Annotated in this window: 11 protein-coding genes; 6 read left to right on the top strand and 5 right to left on the bottom strand. The window is 70.4% G+C overall.

Features of this window, described 5'->3' with window-relative positions; genetic code table 11:
• Nucleotides 1–11 precede the first annotated feature (11 nt).
• From AC1DK4_RS10925 to AC1DK4_RS10915, 3 genes are all read right to left on the bottom strand, one after another.
• Nucleotides 12–1,364, bottom strand: coding sequence for a hypothetical protein (locus AC1DK4_RS10925; protein ID WP_441614226.1), 1,353 nt, complete (start codon nt 1,362–1,364; stop codon nt 12–14).
• Nucleotides 1,365–1,380: 16 nt separating this feature from the next.
• Nucleotides 1,381–2,370 (bottom strand): hypothetical protein, encoded by a 990-nt coding sequence (locus tag AC1DK4_RS10920; RefSeq protein ID WP_477131523.1) that lies wholly within the window; start codon nt 2,368–2,370, stop codon nt 1,381–1,383.
• Between the two features lie 229 nt (nt 2,371–2,599).
• Nucleotides 2,600–3,325: an IclR family transcriptional regulator gene (locus AC1DK4_RS10915; RefSeq protein ID WP_441614228.1), complete on the bottom strand. Its 726-nt coding sequence runs from the start codon at nt 3,323–3,325 to the stop codon at nt 2,600–2,602.
• Between the two features lie 180 nt (nt 3,326–3,505).
• Between AC1DK4_RS10915 and AC1DK4_RS10910 the strand changes: the two genes are divergently transcribed.
• The 6 genes from AC1DK4_RS10910 (at nt 3,506) to AC1DK4_RS10885 (ending at nt 12,336) form a co-directional block, all read left to right on the top strand.
• Entirely contained in the window at nt 3,506–5,125 is a 1,620-nt protein-coding gene (locus AC1DK4_RS10910; protein ID WP_441614229.1) for an acyl-CoA carboxylase subunit beta, read from the top strand.
• Nucleotides 5,126–5,297: 172 nt separating this feature from the next.
• A complete protein-coding gene (locus AC1DK4_RS10905) occupies nt 5,298–6,458 on the top strand; it encodes an acyl-CoA dehydrogenase family protein (protein ID WP_441614230.1) in 1,161 nt (386 codons plus the stop codon).
• A 53-nt stretch (nt 6,459–6,511) separates the two neighbouring features.
• Complete coding sequence (locus AC1DK4_RS10900; RefSeq protein WP_441614231.1) at nt 6,512–7,399, top strand: enoyl-CoA hydratase/isomerase family protein; 888 nt, start codon at nt 6,512–6,514, stop codon at nt 7,397–7,399.
• 50 nt (nt 7,400–7,449) lie between these two features.
• Nucleotides 7,450–9,456 carry an acetyl/propionyl/methylcrotonyl-CoA carboxylase subunit alpha gene (locus AC1DK4_RS10895; RefSeq protein ID WP_441643231.1) on the top strand — a complete coding sequence of 669 codons (2,007 nt, stop codon included), beginning with the start codon at nt 7,450–7,452 and terminating at the stop codon, nt 9,454–9,456.
• Nucleotides 9,453–11,255, top strand: a complete 1,803-nt coding sequence (locus tag AC1DK4_RS10890) for an acyclic terpene utilization AtuA family protein (protein WP_441614233.1) — start codon at nt 9,453–9,455, stop codon at nt 11,253–11,255. Before AC1DK4_RS10895 ends, AC1DK4_RS10890 begins: the two co-directional genes overlap by 4 nt.
• Nucleotides 11,256–11,334: 79 nt before the next feature.
• The gene (locus AC1DK4_RS10885) at nt 11,335–12,336 is read left to right on the top strand and encodes a tripartite tricarboxylate transporter substrate binding protein (protein WP_441643232.1); all 1,002 of its coding nucleotides are present in this window, start codon (nt 11,335–11,337) and stop codon (nt 12,334–12,336) included.
• Nucleotides 12,337–12,364: 28 nt separating this feature from the next.
• On the opposite strand, the gene AC1DK4_RS10880 is transcribed toward AC1DK4_RS10885, so the two are convergent.
• Nucleotides 12,365–13,753, bottom strand: coding sequence for a tripartite tricarboxylate transporter permease (locus tag AC1DK4_RS10880; RefSeq protein WP_441614235.1), 1,389 nt, complete (start codon nt 13,751–13,753; stop codon nt 12,365–12,367).
• A 30-nt stretch (nt 13,754–13,783) separates the two neighbouring features.
• Nucleotides 13,784–14,296, bottom strand: a complete 513-nt coding sequence (locus tag AC1DK4_RS10875; protein WP_441614236.1) for a hypothetical protein — start codon at nt 14,294–14,296, stop codon at nt 13,784–13,786.
• Between the last annotated feature and the right edge of the window lie 152 nt (nt 14,297–14,448).

Raw genomic sequence — 14,448 nt, 5'->3', positions numbered from 1 at the left:
CTGCACAGACTTCAGGCGTACATGCCAAAGGGCGCCGCCGCGCCGGCCTGTGGCCGGACCGGCTGCCGCTGGTTCAACACCACACTCAACTGTGGACTCCCCGCGCGCCACGGCAGATAGCCCGCGAGCGCCCAGCGCTGCAGCAGCTCCGAGATCACGAACAGTTCCTGCCTGGCCGGCAGCAGTCCGCTGTAGCGCGCCTGCCCGAGCACGGCGAAGGCCAGCGTGGGGGTGTCCGCGAGGAACTGCTGGGGCCGTGCCTTCACCGTGTGCCAGAGCCGCAGCAGGGTGTGCGGGTGGCGGTCGGGCAGGCGCAGTGCCGCGCCGAGCGTGCGCCCGGCGAGCAGCGGCGGGCGCAGCGACAGCAGCATGGCAAGGAAGGCCGGGATGGCGCGGTCGAGTTCGTCGAACGCGCTGCGCTGGCTCGCGCTCATCTGCCAGCGGGGATACAGCCGTTCCCACAGCTGCGCCAGCGCTGCCCACTGCGGATGCGGATAGAGCGCGTTGCCCATCGCGATGGACAGCTTGACGCGGATCCACGGCGCCGGATGCGGATCGTCCAGGTTGATGCGCAGCACGAACGCGCGCGGCAGGCTCACCACGCTCATCAGCCCGCAGGTGGCGGCGATGCCTACGCGCGACACGGCCCACAGGTCGGCCATGATCTCGCTGATCCAGCGCTCCCACACACGCCAGACGGAGTGCGCCTGCGCATGGCCGAAACGTGCCGCGGAAGCGCGCCGGTAGCCGTTCACCAGGTCGAGCAGCGCAGCCGCCTGGTGGCCTACCTCGTGGAACAGCGACGCCGCCACGCCGGTCCCGACCATGCGCTCGCGCGGCATGCGGATGACCGCCACCGGGTTCGCGCCGCCGCCGGGCAGGCGCGTGCGCGCGCGCCGGATCGCGCCGCCGTGGCCACGCTCGACGTAGCAGATCACGGGCGGCAGCGCCATCGGCACGCCGGGCTGGCGCAAGCCGTCCTGCGCGGCAACGTCGAGCCCCGAGAGCCATACCCCGGTGCCATGCTGGCTGCGCTGGGTGAGCACCTCGGCGAAGATCTCGAAGTGCGTCAGCGCGGCGTGGAAGTACAGCTTCAGCATGGCATAGCGCTGCTGCGCCTGTGCCACGTCGCGCGGCGTGGCGCGGGCGTGCCGCAGGTAAGCGAGAAAACGTGCGATGCGCACGCGCAACTGCTTGCGCGCGGCCTGCATGTGCCGCTCGATGGCGCCCATCGCCTCGTCGCTGACGTTGGCCGCGGGCACCATCGGCATCTGCAGGGCGTAGGGCAGTTGCGCGTCCAGGCGTGCGCGGATGCCGAGCACTTCCTGTTCGAGCAGCCGCAGGGCTTGGACGCAGGCGTTCATCGCAATGCTCCCGGGCTCAGTACGGTTGCCGGCGCGGCGCGAGGTAGAGGATGATGGCGTGGCCGTTGCGCGAGCGCCGCCACGTGCCGCCCTGCGCCACATGGACGTGGGCCGGCCCCGCGCCGCAGGTCGGGCATGCGGGGCCGGGGGTGGGGTAGCCGCCAGGCATGGGCCGCATGGGCGGCGCCGGCGCATAGGCGGCGCCCGCGCCGGCGTAGTCGGGTTGCCCGCCGGCGAAGGCCGGTTGCCCGCCCATGAAGGCCGGCTGCATCGCGCGTGGTGCGGCGGCAGGGGCGCCGAAGATCGGCATGGGCAGTTGCCGCGCACCGGCGATGCCACCCTGGGAGATCGCGCGCATGGCCGGCAGCAGGCCGGGCGCCACCTGGCGTGCCCCGCGCAGGAAGGCGATGCGCGCCGCGCGGGCCGGCGGCACATTGCGCGGCATGCTGCTCAGATGGTGTGCCGCGTGCTGGCCGATGCGCACCAGCCGGCGCGCCACCTCGAACTCGCGGTCTTCATTGCTGAGGCCTTCGAGCTCGAGCCCGAGCGCGCTGCCGGCCATGCCGGCCAGCTTGCCGCCGATCAGTCCGCCGGCGCCGGGCAGCACGAGATTGCCCAGCGCGCTGCCGACGATGGGCAGCGCGGACTTTGCCGCCGAGCGCAGGATGCCGCCGAGCGCCTTGCCCGCCGACGACTTGGCGAAGTTGGTCGCGACGCGGCCCACCGACTTGATCAGCCCGCCGAGGAACTGCTCCATCTCCTGTTCGCTGTTGACCGCGAGCAGTTCCGCGGCAAGCTCCATCTCCTGCATCTCGCCGGAGACTTCGKTYTCGAACTCGTTYTCGAAYTCGCTTTCGCCCTGCTCGAATTCAGTCTCGAACTCGTGGCCGAACGCGCCTTCCTGCTCATGGCCGAACTCGCCGGCCGTTTCCCCGGAAAGCTCGTGTTCGAACTCGTTGTAGCCGGTCCCCCAACCGCCCGGCCTGGCGCTCCCGATATCGTGCATTTGCAGCTCCTTTCAGCAGAGGTTGGCGAGCAGCGGCACTCGCGTGACAAGCTGTTCGCATCGAGCGTGCCACCTCGGCGCCAGGAGCCAAGTCTTTGAAAAGAAAGGGGTTTGCGATTCGCGGCCACGGGCGGGCTGCGAATGTGGCTTCGCCGGGACACCTGCGCAGGGACGCCGGCGCGAAGCGCGCTTCGCCACCTCGCGCGCGGGGCGGCGCGCCGGGTGCGTCTCAGGCGGGCGAGCCGAATGCCTCGCGGATCATCTCGCCGATCTCGCGGCGCCGCGCCACCGGCATGCGCGAGGCCGTGGAGACGATGCTGATCGCGGCCTCGCCGGCCAGCGGCAGCGCGAAGGCGTAGCCCACCCCCGCCACGCCGCCGGCGCCCGCCAGCGCATAGCCGAGCTTGCGGCTGCGCTCCACGCCGCGCTGCAGCTTGAGCAGGCTCAGGCCGCTGGATTCGTACTCGGCGCGGTGGCGCTCGTAGTGCGCGACGATTTCCTCGTCGGCCAGCTTGGCCAGCAGCGCCATGCTGGCGGTACCCTGGCCCAGCAGGCGGGTGCTGCCGGCGAGCAGGTGGAAGTGCTGCACGCGGTGGCTGCCTTCCTCGGCATGCATGCAGTAGCCGTGGTCGCCGATGCGCACGATCAGGAAGACGGTGTCGCCGGTGCGGCGCGCCAGCGCCTTCATGCGCGTGGCGCAGGCGCTGGCCAGCGGCGAGCGGTTCATGGTGCGCAGGCCCAGCGCCATGGCCGCCATGCCGAGGCGAAAGCGCTTGCCCTGTTCGTCCTGGCTGGCAAAGCCGGCGTGCAGCAGGTAGCGCAGCATGCGGTGGGCCGTGGTGCGGTCGATGCCGGTCTGCGCCACCAGCTGCGCCAGCGTGAGGCCGGTTTCATGCTGCTCGGCCAGCAGGCACAACAGGGTAAACGCGCGGTCCAGGCTCTGTACGCCGGGCATGGGCGCGGGCTGCGGAGCGGCCACGGGGGACGGCGCGGGGTGACGGGCGGCAGGGGTCGGCATCGGGGGCGTGTCTCAAAGACGGATTTGTGCACATTATGCACAAACGGAGGGATTGCGCTTGTCTCGCACCGGCGCCTGGTTTGCAATCGATACATTCCTAGTCCCTTGCCGAGCGCCATGCTTCCCATCGAGTCCCGGATCGATCCCGCCAGTCCCGCCTTCGCCAGCCAGCGCAGCGGCATGCAAGCCCTGATCGAGCGCCTGCGCACGCTGGAGCAGCGCGCCGCCGCCGCTTCCGAGCGCGCCCGCCCGTCCTTTGCCAGGCGCGGCGCGTTGCTGCCGCGCGAGCGGCTGGCCCGCCTGCTGGACCCGGCCAGCGCCTTCCTGCCGATCGCCAACCTGGCCGGCTACGGCATGGACGATCCCGATCCCGACACCTCCATCCCCGGCGGCTCGCTGGTGGCCGGCATCGGTTTCGTGTGCGGGGTGCGCGCCATGGTGGTGGCGACCGATTCCGGCATCGATGCCGGCGCCATGACCGAAGGCGGCAACCTCAAGCTGATGCGCTGCCAGGAGATCGCGCTGGAGAACCGCCTGCCGTTCATCCACCTGGTGGAATCGGCCGGCGCCAACCTGCGCAAGTACCGCGTCGACAAGTTCGTGCGCGGCGGCGGCATCTTCTACAACCTGGCGCGGCTGTCCGCCGCCGGMCTGCCTGTGATCACCGTGGTGCACGGCTCGTCCACCGCCGGCGGCGCCTACATGCCGGGCCTGTCCGACTACGTGGTGATGGTGCGCGGCCGTGCCCGCGCCTTCCTGGCCGGCCCGCCGCTGCTCAAGGCCGCCACCGGCGAGATCGCCACCGACGAGGAACTGGGCGGCGCCGACCTGCACGCCACCGTCAGCGGCCTGGCAGAGTACCTGGCCGAGGACGACGAGCACGCCATCGCGCTGGCACGCGACATCGTGTCCAGCCTGGACTGGCCCGCCGTGGCGCCCGCGCTGCCGCAGCCGGTGCAGCCGCCGCGCCTGGATGCGCGCGAGCTGGACGCGGTCATGACGCTGGACGTGAAGAAGCCGGTGGACATGCTGGAGATCATCGGCCGCATCACCGACGATTCCGCCTGGCTGGCGTTCAAGCCCGACTACGGCCTGTCCACGGTGTGCGGGCGCGGCCGCATCGACGGCCACGCGGTGGGCTTCATCAGCAACAACGGCCCGATCGACCCCGCCGGCGCGACCAAGGCGGCGCAGTTCATCCAGCTGTGCAACCAGAGCGGCACGCCCATCGTGTTCCTGCAGAACACCACCGGCTTTATCGTCGGCCGCGCCTCGGAAGAAGCGGGCATGATCAAGCACGGCGCCAAGATGATCCAGGCGCTGTCCAATTCCACCGTGCCGCAGGTCACCATCTACTGCGGCGCGTCGTTCGGCGCCGGCAACTTCGGCATGTGCGGCCGCGGCTTCCGCCCGCGCTTCTGCTTCTCGTGGCCCAATGCGCGCACCGCGGTGATGGGCGGCGAGCAGGCCGCCATGACGCTGGAGATCGTCGCCCGCCAGCAGGCCGAGCGCAAGGGCGTGGCGGTGGACGAGGCCAGGCTCGCCCAGCAGACCGGCGAGATCGTGGCGAACTTCGAGCGCCAGGCCAGCGCCTTCATCACCAGCGGGCTGCTGCTCGACGATGGCGTGATCGATCCGCGCGACACGCGCGCGGTGCTGGCCTTCGTGCTGGCCACGGCGCGCGAGGCGGCGGCGCGCGCGCCGCGTGCCATGCAGTTCGGCGTGGCGCGTTTCTGAGGGCCGGCGCGTACCCATGGTTTGCTCCCGACTGCCGATTGGGGGGCGGGCGTGACGACTGACAACCAGCGGGCACGCCGGACGGTTTGGCGCACCTGCGCAGATTGAATTGACCCCGGTGCGGACGCGTCAAGCGTTTGCGCCGGCAAAGAACAAGCAAGGAGACAAGGACATGCTCTACACCGAAGACCATCGCAACATCATGGACAGCATCCGCCGCTTCGTGGCGGCGGAGATCAACCCCTTCGTGGACGAATGGGAGGCCGCGGAGATCTTCCCAGCGCATGCCTTGTTCAAGAAGATGGGCGAACTCGGCTTTCTCGGCATCACCAAGCCGGTGGAGTACGGCGGCCTTGGCCTCGATTTCTCGTATGCGGTGGCGGCGGCCGAGGCCTTCGGCTACGTCAACGCGCAGGGCGTGGGCATGGCGGTGGGCGTGCAGACCGACATGGCCACGCCGGCCCTGACGGCATTCGGTTCGGACGCGCTCAAGCGCGAGTTCCTGGCGCCGGCCATCGCCGGCGAGATGGTGGCGGCGATCGGCGTGTCCGAGGCGGGCGCCGGCTCGGACGTGGCTTCGCTCAAGACGCGCGCGCGCCGCGATGGCGATGACTATGTCATCAGCGGCTCCAAGATGTGGATCACCAACGGCACGCAGGCCGACTGGATCTGCCTGCTGTGCAATACCTCCGACGGCCCGGTGCACAAGAACAAGTCGCTGATCGTGGTGCCGCTCAAGCAGGGCGGCAAGCGCACGCCGGGCGTGGAAGTGCAGAAGATCAAGAAGTTCGGCATGTGGTGCTCCGACACCGCGCAGATCTTCTTCGACGAAGTGCGCGTGCCGGTGCGCAACCGCATCGGCGAGGAAGGCATGGGCTTCATCTACCAGATGAAGCAGTTCCAGGAAGAACGCCTGAACGGCGCCGCGCGCCGCCTGGCCTGCACCGCGCTGATCGAGGAGACCGCCGACTACCTGCGCCAGCGCATCGCCTTCGGCAAGCCGCTGCTGGACAACCAGTTCATCCAGTTCAAGCTGGCCGAACTGAAGACCGAGATGGAAGCGCTGCGCGCCCTGGTCTACATGGCCACGCGCACCTATATCGACGGCGGCGACGTGGTCGAGCTGGCGTCCATGGCCAAGCTCAAGGCCGGCCGCCTGTCGCGCGAGGTGGCGGACTGGTGCATGCAGTTCCAGGGCGGCATGGGCTACACCTGGGACAACCATGCATCGCGCGCCTATCGCGACTTCCGCCTGGGCTCCATCGGCGGCGGCGCCGACGAGGTGATGCTCACCGTGATCGCCAAGCAGATGGGCATCATGTCCAAGGGCTGAGCGCCGCGCCGTTGCCTGCCGTGCCACCAATCCAGACGCTGACCGACCCTGCCATGAACCAAGCCATCCAGTCCGAAGCCGCCCAGTCCAGCCACGCCGCGCCAGCCGTGATCGTGCGCGAAGTCCAGGGCGTGCTGTTCGTCACCCTCAACGTGCCGTCCACGCGCAACGCCCTCGCGCCCGAGGTGGTGGCCGCGCTGGAGGCCGCGCTGGCGCGCGCCGAAGCCGATGCCCGATCCGGTATCGCGGTGCGCGCCCTGGTGCTGCGCGGCGCGGGCGGTTTCTTCTGCGCGGGCGGCAACGTGGGCAATTTCCGCGCGCGCCTCGATGCGGACCATGGCACCGATGATCCGGTGGCCAGCCGCAACCGCGAGTTTGGCTATTTCATGCAGCGCCTGGCCGCGCTGCCGGTGCCGGTGGTGGCGGCGGTGGAAGGCGCGGCCATGGGTGGCGGCATGGGCCTGGCCTGCGCCGCCGATATCGTGCTGGCCACGCGCGACGCGCGCTTTGCCTTGTCCGAGACATCGCTGGGCATCATTGCCGCGCAGATCGCGCCCTTCGTGGTGGCGCGGGTCGGCGCGGCGGCCACGCGGCGCCTTGGCTTGTCGGGCGAACGCGTGAGCGGCGACGCGGCGGTGGCGCTGGGCCTCGTCGACGGGCTTGCCGAAGACGGCGCGGGGCTCGACGCGCTGCTGGCCGAGTGGCTCACGCGCATCTGCCGCTGCGGCCCGCAGGCCAACCGCGCCTTCAAGCCGCTGGTGGCGCGCACCGCGCAACTGCCGCAGGGCGAGCTGCTCGACGAGGCCTCCAAGCTGTTCGCGCAATGCATGCGCAGCGAAGGCGCGGAGGGCATCCAGGCCTTCCGCGAGAAGCGCGACGCCGCCTGGGTGGTGCGCTTCGATGCCGCCGCCGTGCGCGCTGCCCAGGCCACGCAGGGCTGAGCGCGCCCGCCCATCCATCCATACCGATTTTCCGCATTCCAGACCGCACCATGCCCGCTACCAGCCGACCCTTCCATACCCTGCTCGTCGCCAACCGCGGCGAGATCGCCATGCGCATCATGCGCACGGCGCGCCGCCTGGGCTTCGCCACCGTGGCGGTGTACTCCGAGGCCGACCGCCACAGCCCGCACGTCGCGTTCGCCGACCGCGCCGTGCGTATCGGCGACGCCGCGCCGCGCGCGTCGTACCTGAACATCGCGGCCATCGTCGAGGCCGCGCGCAGCAGCGGCGCGGACGCGGTGCACCCCGGCTATGGCTTCCTGGCCGAGAACGCCGAATTCGCCGAAGCGGTGGCGCAGGCCGGCCTGGTCTTCGTCGGCCCCCCGGCCACGGCCATCCGCGCCATGGGCAACAAGGCCGAGGCCAAGCGCCTGATGCTGGCCGCCGACATGCCCTGCATCCCCGGCTACCAGGGCGAGGCGCAGGACGACGCCGCGCTGCTGCACGCCGCGGCGCAGATCGGCTTCCCGCTGATGGTGAAGGCCGCGGCCGGCGGCGGCGGGCGCGGCATGCGCCTGGTGCACGAGGCGCAGGCCTTGCCGGGCGCGCTGGCCAGCGCGCGTTCCGAAGCCGGCACCGCCTTTGGTTCCGACGAGCTGATCCTGGAGCGCGCGGTGATCGCGCCGCGCCACGTGGAGATCCAGGTCTTTGCCGATACGCAGGGCAAGGTGATCCACCTCGGCGAGCGTGACTGCTCGGTGCAGCGCCGCCACCAGAAGGTGGTGGAAGAGGCGCCGTCGCCGGCGGTGTCGCCGGCGCTGCGCGCGCGCATGGGCGAGGCCGCGGTGCGCGCCGCCCAGGCCATCGGCTACGTGGGCGCGGGCACCATGGAGTTCCTGCTCGACGGCGACGGCAATTTCTATTTCATGGAGATGAACACGCGCCTGCAGGTCGAGCATGCCGTGACCGAGGCCATCACCGGTTTCGACCTGGTCGAGTGGCAGCTGCGCGTGGCGGCCGGCGAGCCGCTGCCGGTGACGCAACAGCAGGTGGCGCTGCAAGGCCATGCGATCGAGGTGCGGCTGACCGCCGAAGACGTGGCCGCCGGCTTCCTGCCGCAGGGCGGTCCGGTGCTGCGCTGGCGCGTGCCGGGCGCCGCGCACGACGTGCGCGTGGATCACGCGCTGCAGGAGGGCGGCGAGATTCCGGTCCACTACGACTCGATGGTGGCCAAGCTGGTGGCGCATGGCGCCACCCGCGAGGAGGCGCGCCGCAAGCTGCTGCGCGCGGTCGAGCAGACCGTGCTGCTGGGCGTGGCCAGCAACCAGGGCTTCCTGGCCGATTGCCTGGCGCACGGGGCCTTTGCCGGCAATGACGTGCATACCGGTTTCGTCGATACGCATATGCAGGCTGCGTTGGGGGCGCCGTCTCCCGGGCTCCCGCAGCTTGCCTGCGCGGCGCTGGCTGCCACGGGCCTGTTGGCCGCCGCGGCGCGCCCGGGCCTGGTGGCGCCCGCCTTCAGCCTCGGCCTGCAGGCCGGCGCGCAATCATGGCGCGTGGATGTGCGTGCCGCCGCCGACGGCTGGCAAGTGACCCTGCGCGAAGGCGACGATGGCGCGCCGCAGAGCGTCGCCACCCGCGTGCTGCGGGCGGACGCCGGCGACGGCAGCGCGCTGGTGGAATGCAATGGCGCGGCCCTGCCGCTGGTCTTCGCCAGCGAGGCCGATACCCTGCATCTGTTCAGCGCCGGGCGCGCCTGGCGCTTTGCCCGGCTGGACCCGCGCCAGAAAAAACGCAAGCCCGGCAGCGCCGAGAGCGCCGGTGAACTGCTGGCGCCGCTGACCGCGCGCATCGTGGCGGTGAAGGCCGCCGCCGGCGAGCCGGTGCGGGCCGGCCAGGTGCTGGTGGTGCTGGAGGCCATGAAGATGGAGCACGCCATCGTCGCGCCGTTCGACGGCGTGCTGACTGAGCTTCATGCGCGCGAAGGCGGGCAGGCCCGCGCCGGCGCGTTGCTGGCCCGGGTCGAAGCGCAAGCCGGCGCAGGGGAGAAGGCATGAGCAGGATCTTCGGTACTTCGCGCGCGGTGAGCACCGTGAGGATTGGCGGCGCATCGGGCTTCTGGGGCGATTCGGCCATCGCCACGCCGCAACTGCTGGCCGTGCCCGGCCTGCAATACCTGGTCTACGACTACCTCGCCGAGACCACCATGTCCATCCTGGCGCGCGCCCGCGCCAAGGACCCGGCACTGGGCTATGCCACCGATTTCGTGCAGGCCGCGATGGCGCCGCACCTCGGCCAGATTCTCTCGCGCGGCATCCGCGTGATCGCCAACGCCGGCGGCCTCAACCCGCACGCTTGCCGCGCGGCCTTGCTGGGGGCCGCGGCAAAGCAGGGGCTGGCACTCAAGGTCGCCGTGGTGAGCGGCGATGACGTGCTGGGCAGCTTCGAGGGCTGGCGCGCCCAGGGGCTGACCGATCTCTATACCGGCGCGGCGCCGCCCGCGGAACTGCTGTCGGCCAACGCCTATACCGGCGCGCAGGGCATTGCGCGCGCGCTGGCCATGGGCGCCGACATCGTCATTGCCGGGCGCTGCGTGGACAGCGCGGTGGTGGTCGGCGCGCTGGCGCACGAATTCGGCTGGCAATGGCATGACTGGGACCGCCTGGCCGCCGGCACGCTGGCCGGGCATGTGATCGAATGCGGGGCGCAGGCCACCGGCGGCCTGTTTACCGACTGGCAGCGCGTGCCAGACTGGGACCGCATCGGCTACCCGGTGATCGACTGCGCCGAGGACGGCAGCTTCGTGCTCTCCAAGCCGGAAGGCACCGGCGGTCTGGTCGATCCCGCCGCCGTGGCCGAACAGGTGCTGTATGAAGTGGGCGATCCCGCCAACTACCTGATGCCGGATGTCACCTGCGATTTCCGCATGGTGCGCACGGAGCTGCTGGCGCCGGGGCAGGTGCGCGTGCATGGCGCGCGCGGCCGCGCGCCCGGCGCGCACTACAAGGCCAACGGCACCTGGCAGGACGGCTACCAGCTCAGCCTGATGATGGCCATCCGCGGCATCGACGCGCCCGCCAAGGCTCGCCGCACCGCCGATGCGCTGCTGGCCCGCACGCGCGCCATGCTGGCCGAGAGCGGCTTGCCCGATTACACCGAGACCGTGGTCGAGCTGCTCGGCTGCGAGTCGCAATATGGCCCGCATGCGCGCGCGCTGCCTACGCGCGAAGTGGTGCTGCGCATCGGCGCGCGCCATGCGCAGGCCAGGGCGCTGCGCTTCCTGCAGCGCGAATGCTCGTCGGCCGGCACCTCGATGGCGGCCGGCACCCGTTCGTCGTTCGCGGGGCGCGTGGACATCCAGCCGGTGGTGAAGGTGTTTTCCTTCCTGGTGCGCAAGTCGGAGGTGCCGGTGCGGGTGGAGCTCGACGGCAGCGCAGAGATGCTCGCCTGCGCCGCCGTGGCGGGTGACCTGCCGCCCGCGGCACCGCTGTCGGCCGCGATGGCGCCGGCCATGCCCGCGGGCCCGCGCGCGACCGTGCCGCTGGTCAGGCTGGCCTTCGCGCGCAGCGGCGACAAGGGCGACGACGAAAACATCGGCGTGATCGCCCGCCGGCCGGATTTCCTGCCGTTGCTGCGCGAACAGCTGACGGCCGACGCCGTGCGCGCGTACTTCGCGCACCTGGTCGAGGGCGAGGTCGAGCGCTTCGAGGTGCCGGGCCTGCATGCGCTCAACTTCCTGATGCACCGCGCGCTGGGCGGCGGCGGCGTGGCCAGCCTGCGCTCGGACCCGCTCGGCAAGAGCTATGCGCAGATGCTGCTCGATTTTCCGCTGACGGTGCCGCAGGGCTGGGCGTAGACCCGGGGCTGCCATTGCATAACACCGGCCGCCAGCCACCCGATGTCCAAGGCGCCGGCCCTATCCTGACGGAGGAGACATGAACAAGACGAAGACGAACCGGGGCCGCAGCCAGTGGCTGCAAGCCTGCCTGCTCGCGGCAGCGCTGGCTTGCGGCATTTCCGGCGCGGCGCAGGCCGATGCGCCTTACCCGGCCAAGCCCGTGCGGGTGGTGGTGCCCTACACCCCGGGTGGCGTGTCCGACGCGGTGACGCGGCTGGTCATGCAGAAGCTGGCCGAACGCATCGGCCAGCCGGTGGTGGTGGAAAACCGCCCCGGCGCCAACGGCATGATCGGCTCCGACAATGTCGCCAAGTCCGCGCCGGACGGCTACTCGCTGCTGGTGGTGGTGGCCGCCCACGCCATCAATCCCAGCCTGTATCCCAAGATGACCTACGACCCGGTCAGGGACCTGACCGGCGTGAGCCAGATCGGCCGCATCCCGCTGCTGCTGGTCTCCAGCGCGCAGCTGCCGCCCGGCAGCGTGAAGGAGCTCGTCAGCTGGGGCAAGGCGCATCCCGACAAGATGACCTTCGCCTCCAGCGGCAATGGCTCGGGCGCGCACCTCGCGGGCGAGCTGTTCTCGCAGGCCGTGGGCATGAAGATGACGCACGTGCCCTACAAGGGTGTCTCGCCGGCCTTGCCGGACCTGTTTTCCGGCCAGGTGGCGATGATCTTCGACTCGGTGCAGACCATGATGCCGCAGGTCAAGGCCGGCAAGCTCAAGGCCCTGGCTATCACCAGCCCGACGCGCTGGAGCGCCGCGCCCGACGTGCCGACCATGGCCGAGGCCGGCTATCCGGCGGTGACCGCCAGCAGCTGGATCGGCCTGATCGCGCCGGCGAAGACGCCGAAGGACGTGCTGGCGAAACTGTCCGGCGACATGGATGCCGTGCTGCACCAGCCCGACGTGAAGGCGCGCCTGATCGAATACGGCATCGACCCGGTGGGAGGAACCCCCGAGCAGTTCCAGGGATTCATCAGGGAAGAGTCGGTCCGGTGGGGCGCGGTGGTGAAGAAGGGAGGGATCAAGGTGGAGTGAAGGGGGATTCGCTCCCTTCACCCCTGTCCTAGCCGATCAGCTTGAGCAAGGCGGGCACGGTCAGCACGGCGGTGTAGTAGCCCATGAACTGCACGCCGGTGTTGAATCCGATCGCCCTGGAGAGCAGCCCGCCCAGCAGTCCCATGGTCAGGATGACCAGCAGGCCGAGGAACTGGCCTTCCCACACGCTGATCACCAGGATCAGGCCGACGAAGGTGGCGATGATGGCTTCGTGCGACACCTTGCGCGAGACGAACAGGGCGGCGCGGCGGGCATGGTTCATGGCGAACGGGTAGGACACCAGCGCGGCGAGCAGGACGGCGAGCAAGCCATAGCCGAGGAATTCCCCGTGGCTCAGGAGGTTGTGCAAGTTGTGCGTCTGGCCGGAGCCTGCATCCACGGTATACACCGGGGGCGCATTGAACAGCGGTGCGGCAGGGCCGGCGGCAACAGGGCTGAGCGGCAGGCCAAAGGCGATGAGGGGAATCAGGGCCTCGGCGATGTAGGTGGCTTCCGTCACGCCGTTGCGGGCGCTGAGCACGGTGGTCAGCCGGTGATAGGCGTGCCTGATCCTTGCGCCCACGAGTTCTCCCAGCACCACCGTCATGGCCACGGGGCTGAAGACGAACGTCGCGCTGGACACGGTGGCCGTGGCCACGGTCCATTTCACCTGGCTGCGGTCCAGTACCTTGAGCGGATTCGGGAAATAGCCGGACCATCCCTTGACATCGGGCGCGAGGGCGAAGGTGCGCACGCGGTCGCGCTGCATGCGCGGCCGGTCCACCGGAGAGATGACCGAGAAGAGATCGGCGACGAGCGGGCCGATCGCGATGCCCAGGAAGTAGCTGATGCTCAGCTTGACGCCGAATTTCGCGGTCAGCGTCTGCAGCGCCACGATGACGACGACGAAGGGAACCAGCGTCGCGACGGAGGCCCACCGGCCGGCGGAGCTGTAGGCGATGACCGCCGCGGCGGCCACGAAGATCCATGGCGCGGCCTTGGTGATGGCCGCGCCGAACGGCGCGAGCAGGACGGCGAACAGCACCGCCAGCGGCACCGCGATAAAGGCCGCGATGATGGCGCCCGAGATCATCTTGCGCAGCGCGATGTGTGGCACGCCGAGGTTGCGCAGGTGGTTGGCATCCTGCAGCAGCGGCGTGGCCATGGTGTCGCCGGGGATGCCGAGCAGCGCGGTCGGGATGGCATGGGTCATGTGCTTTGCGACGGCGCCGGCAAGGAAGAACGTAAACACGCCCTCGGGCGGCACGCCCAGCAGCACGACCAGCAGCGTMAGCGGTGCCAGCGTGGTGGTCTCGTCGGTGCCTGAGATCAGGCCGATCGCGGCGAAGACGATGGCGCCTGCCAGTCCCATGCCGGTGGCAATGAGGATGTGGGTAAGAAGTGCGGATTCGATCATGATGAACCTTCGATGTCCTTGGGCGGGGGGTCAGGCCAGTGTGGAACGCGCACTGACGGGCCGGGCGGGCGCGGTGCTGTCCTGCGCGGCGTGCGGGGCCGTGGCGCGGCGTTCGCGCGAGGCGAAGAGCTCGTAGAGTTGCAGTTCCTTCAGTTCCTGCACCACGGCCGGCGGCAGGTCCGCGACCGAGCCGAGGCCGCCGGTTTCTTCCTCGAGCTTGTCGAGCACTTCCTCGCGCCAGGCCGGGGCGTGCGCTGCGCCGGGTCCGCCCGCCGCGTCCTCGATCACTTCGCGTTTCGGCCGGAACACCAGCGCGCAGATGACGCCCGCCAGCAGGCAACCGGCAAGGCCGGCCAGCATGGCATAGGCGCGCGCCAGTTCCGGCGATCGGACCAGCCCGGCGAGAATGCGGCTTGCGATCAGGAACCCGGTCAGGCTGACCACCGCTCCGATCGCGATCGACCACGCAAGGTGGCGGGTATCGGCGGTATCGCCCCAGACTTCGACCAGGCGCCGCGCCGGCGCCGCTTCCTGTTTGTTCATTGGCTTGTCTCCGGAATATGGCTGGCACCGAGGCGCGCTGGCGCGTCGCTGGCAGCTCTGTTTATTGTTTGTCCCCTGGTCCGGTGCGGGCCGTATCGAGCCACATCGGGCCACATCGGGCCATATCGGGGTGGATGCCGGCCCGCCTGCCG

This window comes from Cupriavidus sp. 05N38, from assembly GCF_056397345.1.
The sequence above is the reverse complement of the archived record's forward strand: the minus strand, read 5'-3'. Positions and strand labels throughout refer to the sequence as shown.

Bases quoted from the DNA above. Each gene is read 5' to 3' on its own strand.
- AC1DK4_RS10925 (WP_441614226.1), bottom strand. From the start codon at position 1,364: ATGAACGCCTGCGTCCAAGCCCTGCGGCTGCTCGAACAGGAAGTGCTC.
- AC1DK4_RS10915 (WP_441614228.1), bottom strand. From the start codon at position 3,325: ATGCCCGGCGTACAGAGCCTGGACCGCGCGTTTACCCTGTTGTGCCTG.
- AC1DK4_RS10905 (WP_441614230.1), top strand. From the start codon at position 5,298: ATGCTCTACACCGAAGACCATCGCAACATCATGGACAGCATCCGCCGC.
- AC1DK4_RS10900 (WP_441614231.1), top strand. From the start codon at position 6,512: ATGAACCAAGCCATCCAGTCCGAAGCCGCCCAGTCCAGCCACGCCGCG.
- AC1DK4_RS10895 (WP_441643231.1), top strand. From the start codon at position 7,450: ATGCCCGCTACCAGCCGACCCTTCCATACCCTGCTCGTCGCCAACCGC.
- AC1DK4_RS10890 (WP_441614233.1), top strand. From the start codon at position 9,453: ATGAGCAGGATCTTCGGTACTTCGCGCGCGGTGAGCACCGTGAGGATT.
- AC1DK4_RS10885 (WP_441643232.1), top strand. From the start codon at position 11,335: ATGAACAAGACGAAGACGAACCGGGGCCGCAGCCAGTGGCTGCAAGCC.
- AC1DK4_RS10875 (WP_441614236.1), bottom strand. From the start codon at position 14,296: ATGAACAAACAGGAAGCGGCGCCGGCGCGGCGCCTGGTCGAAGTCTGG.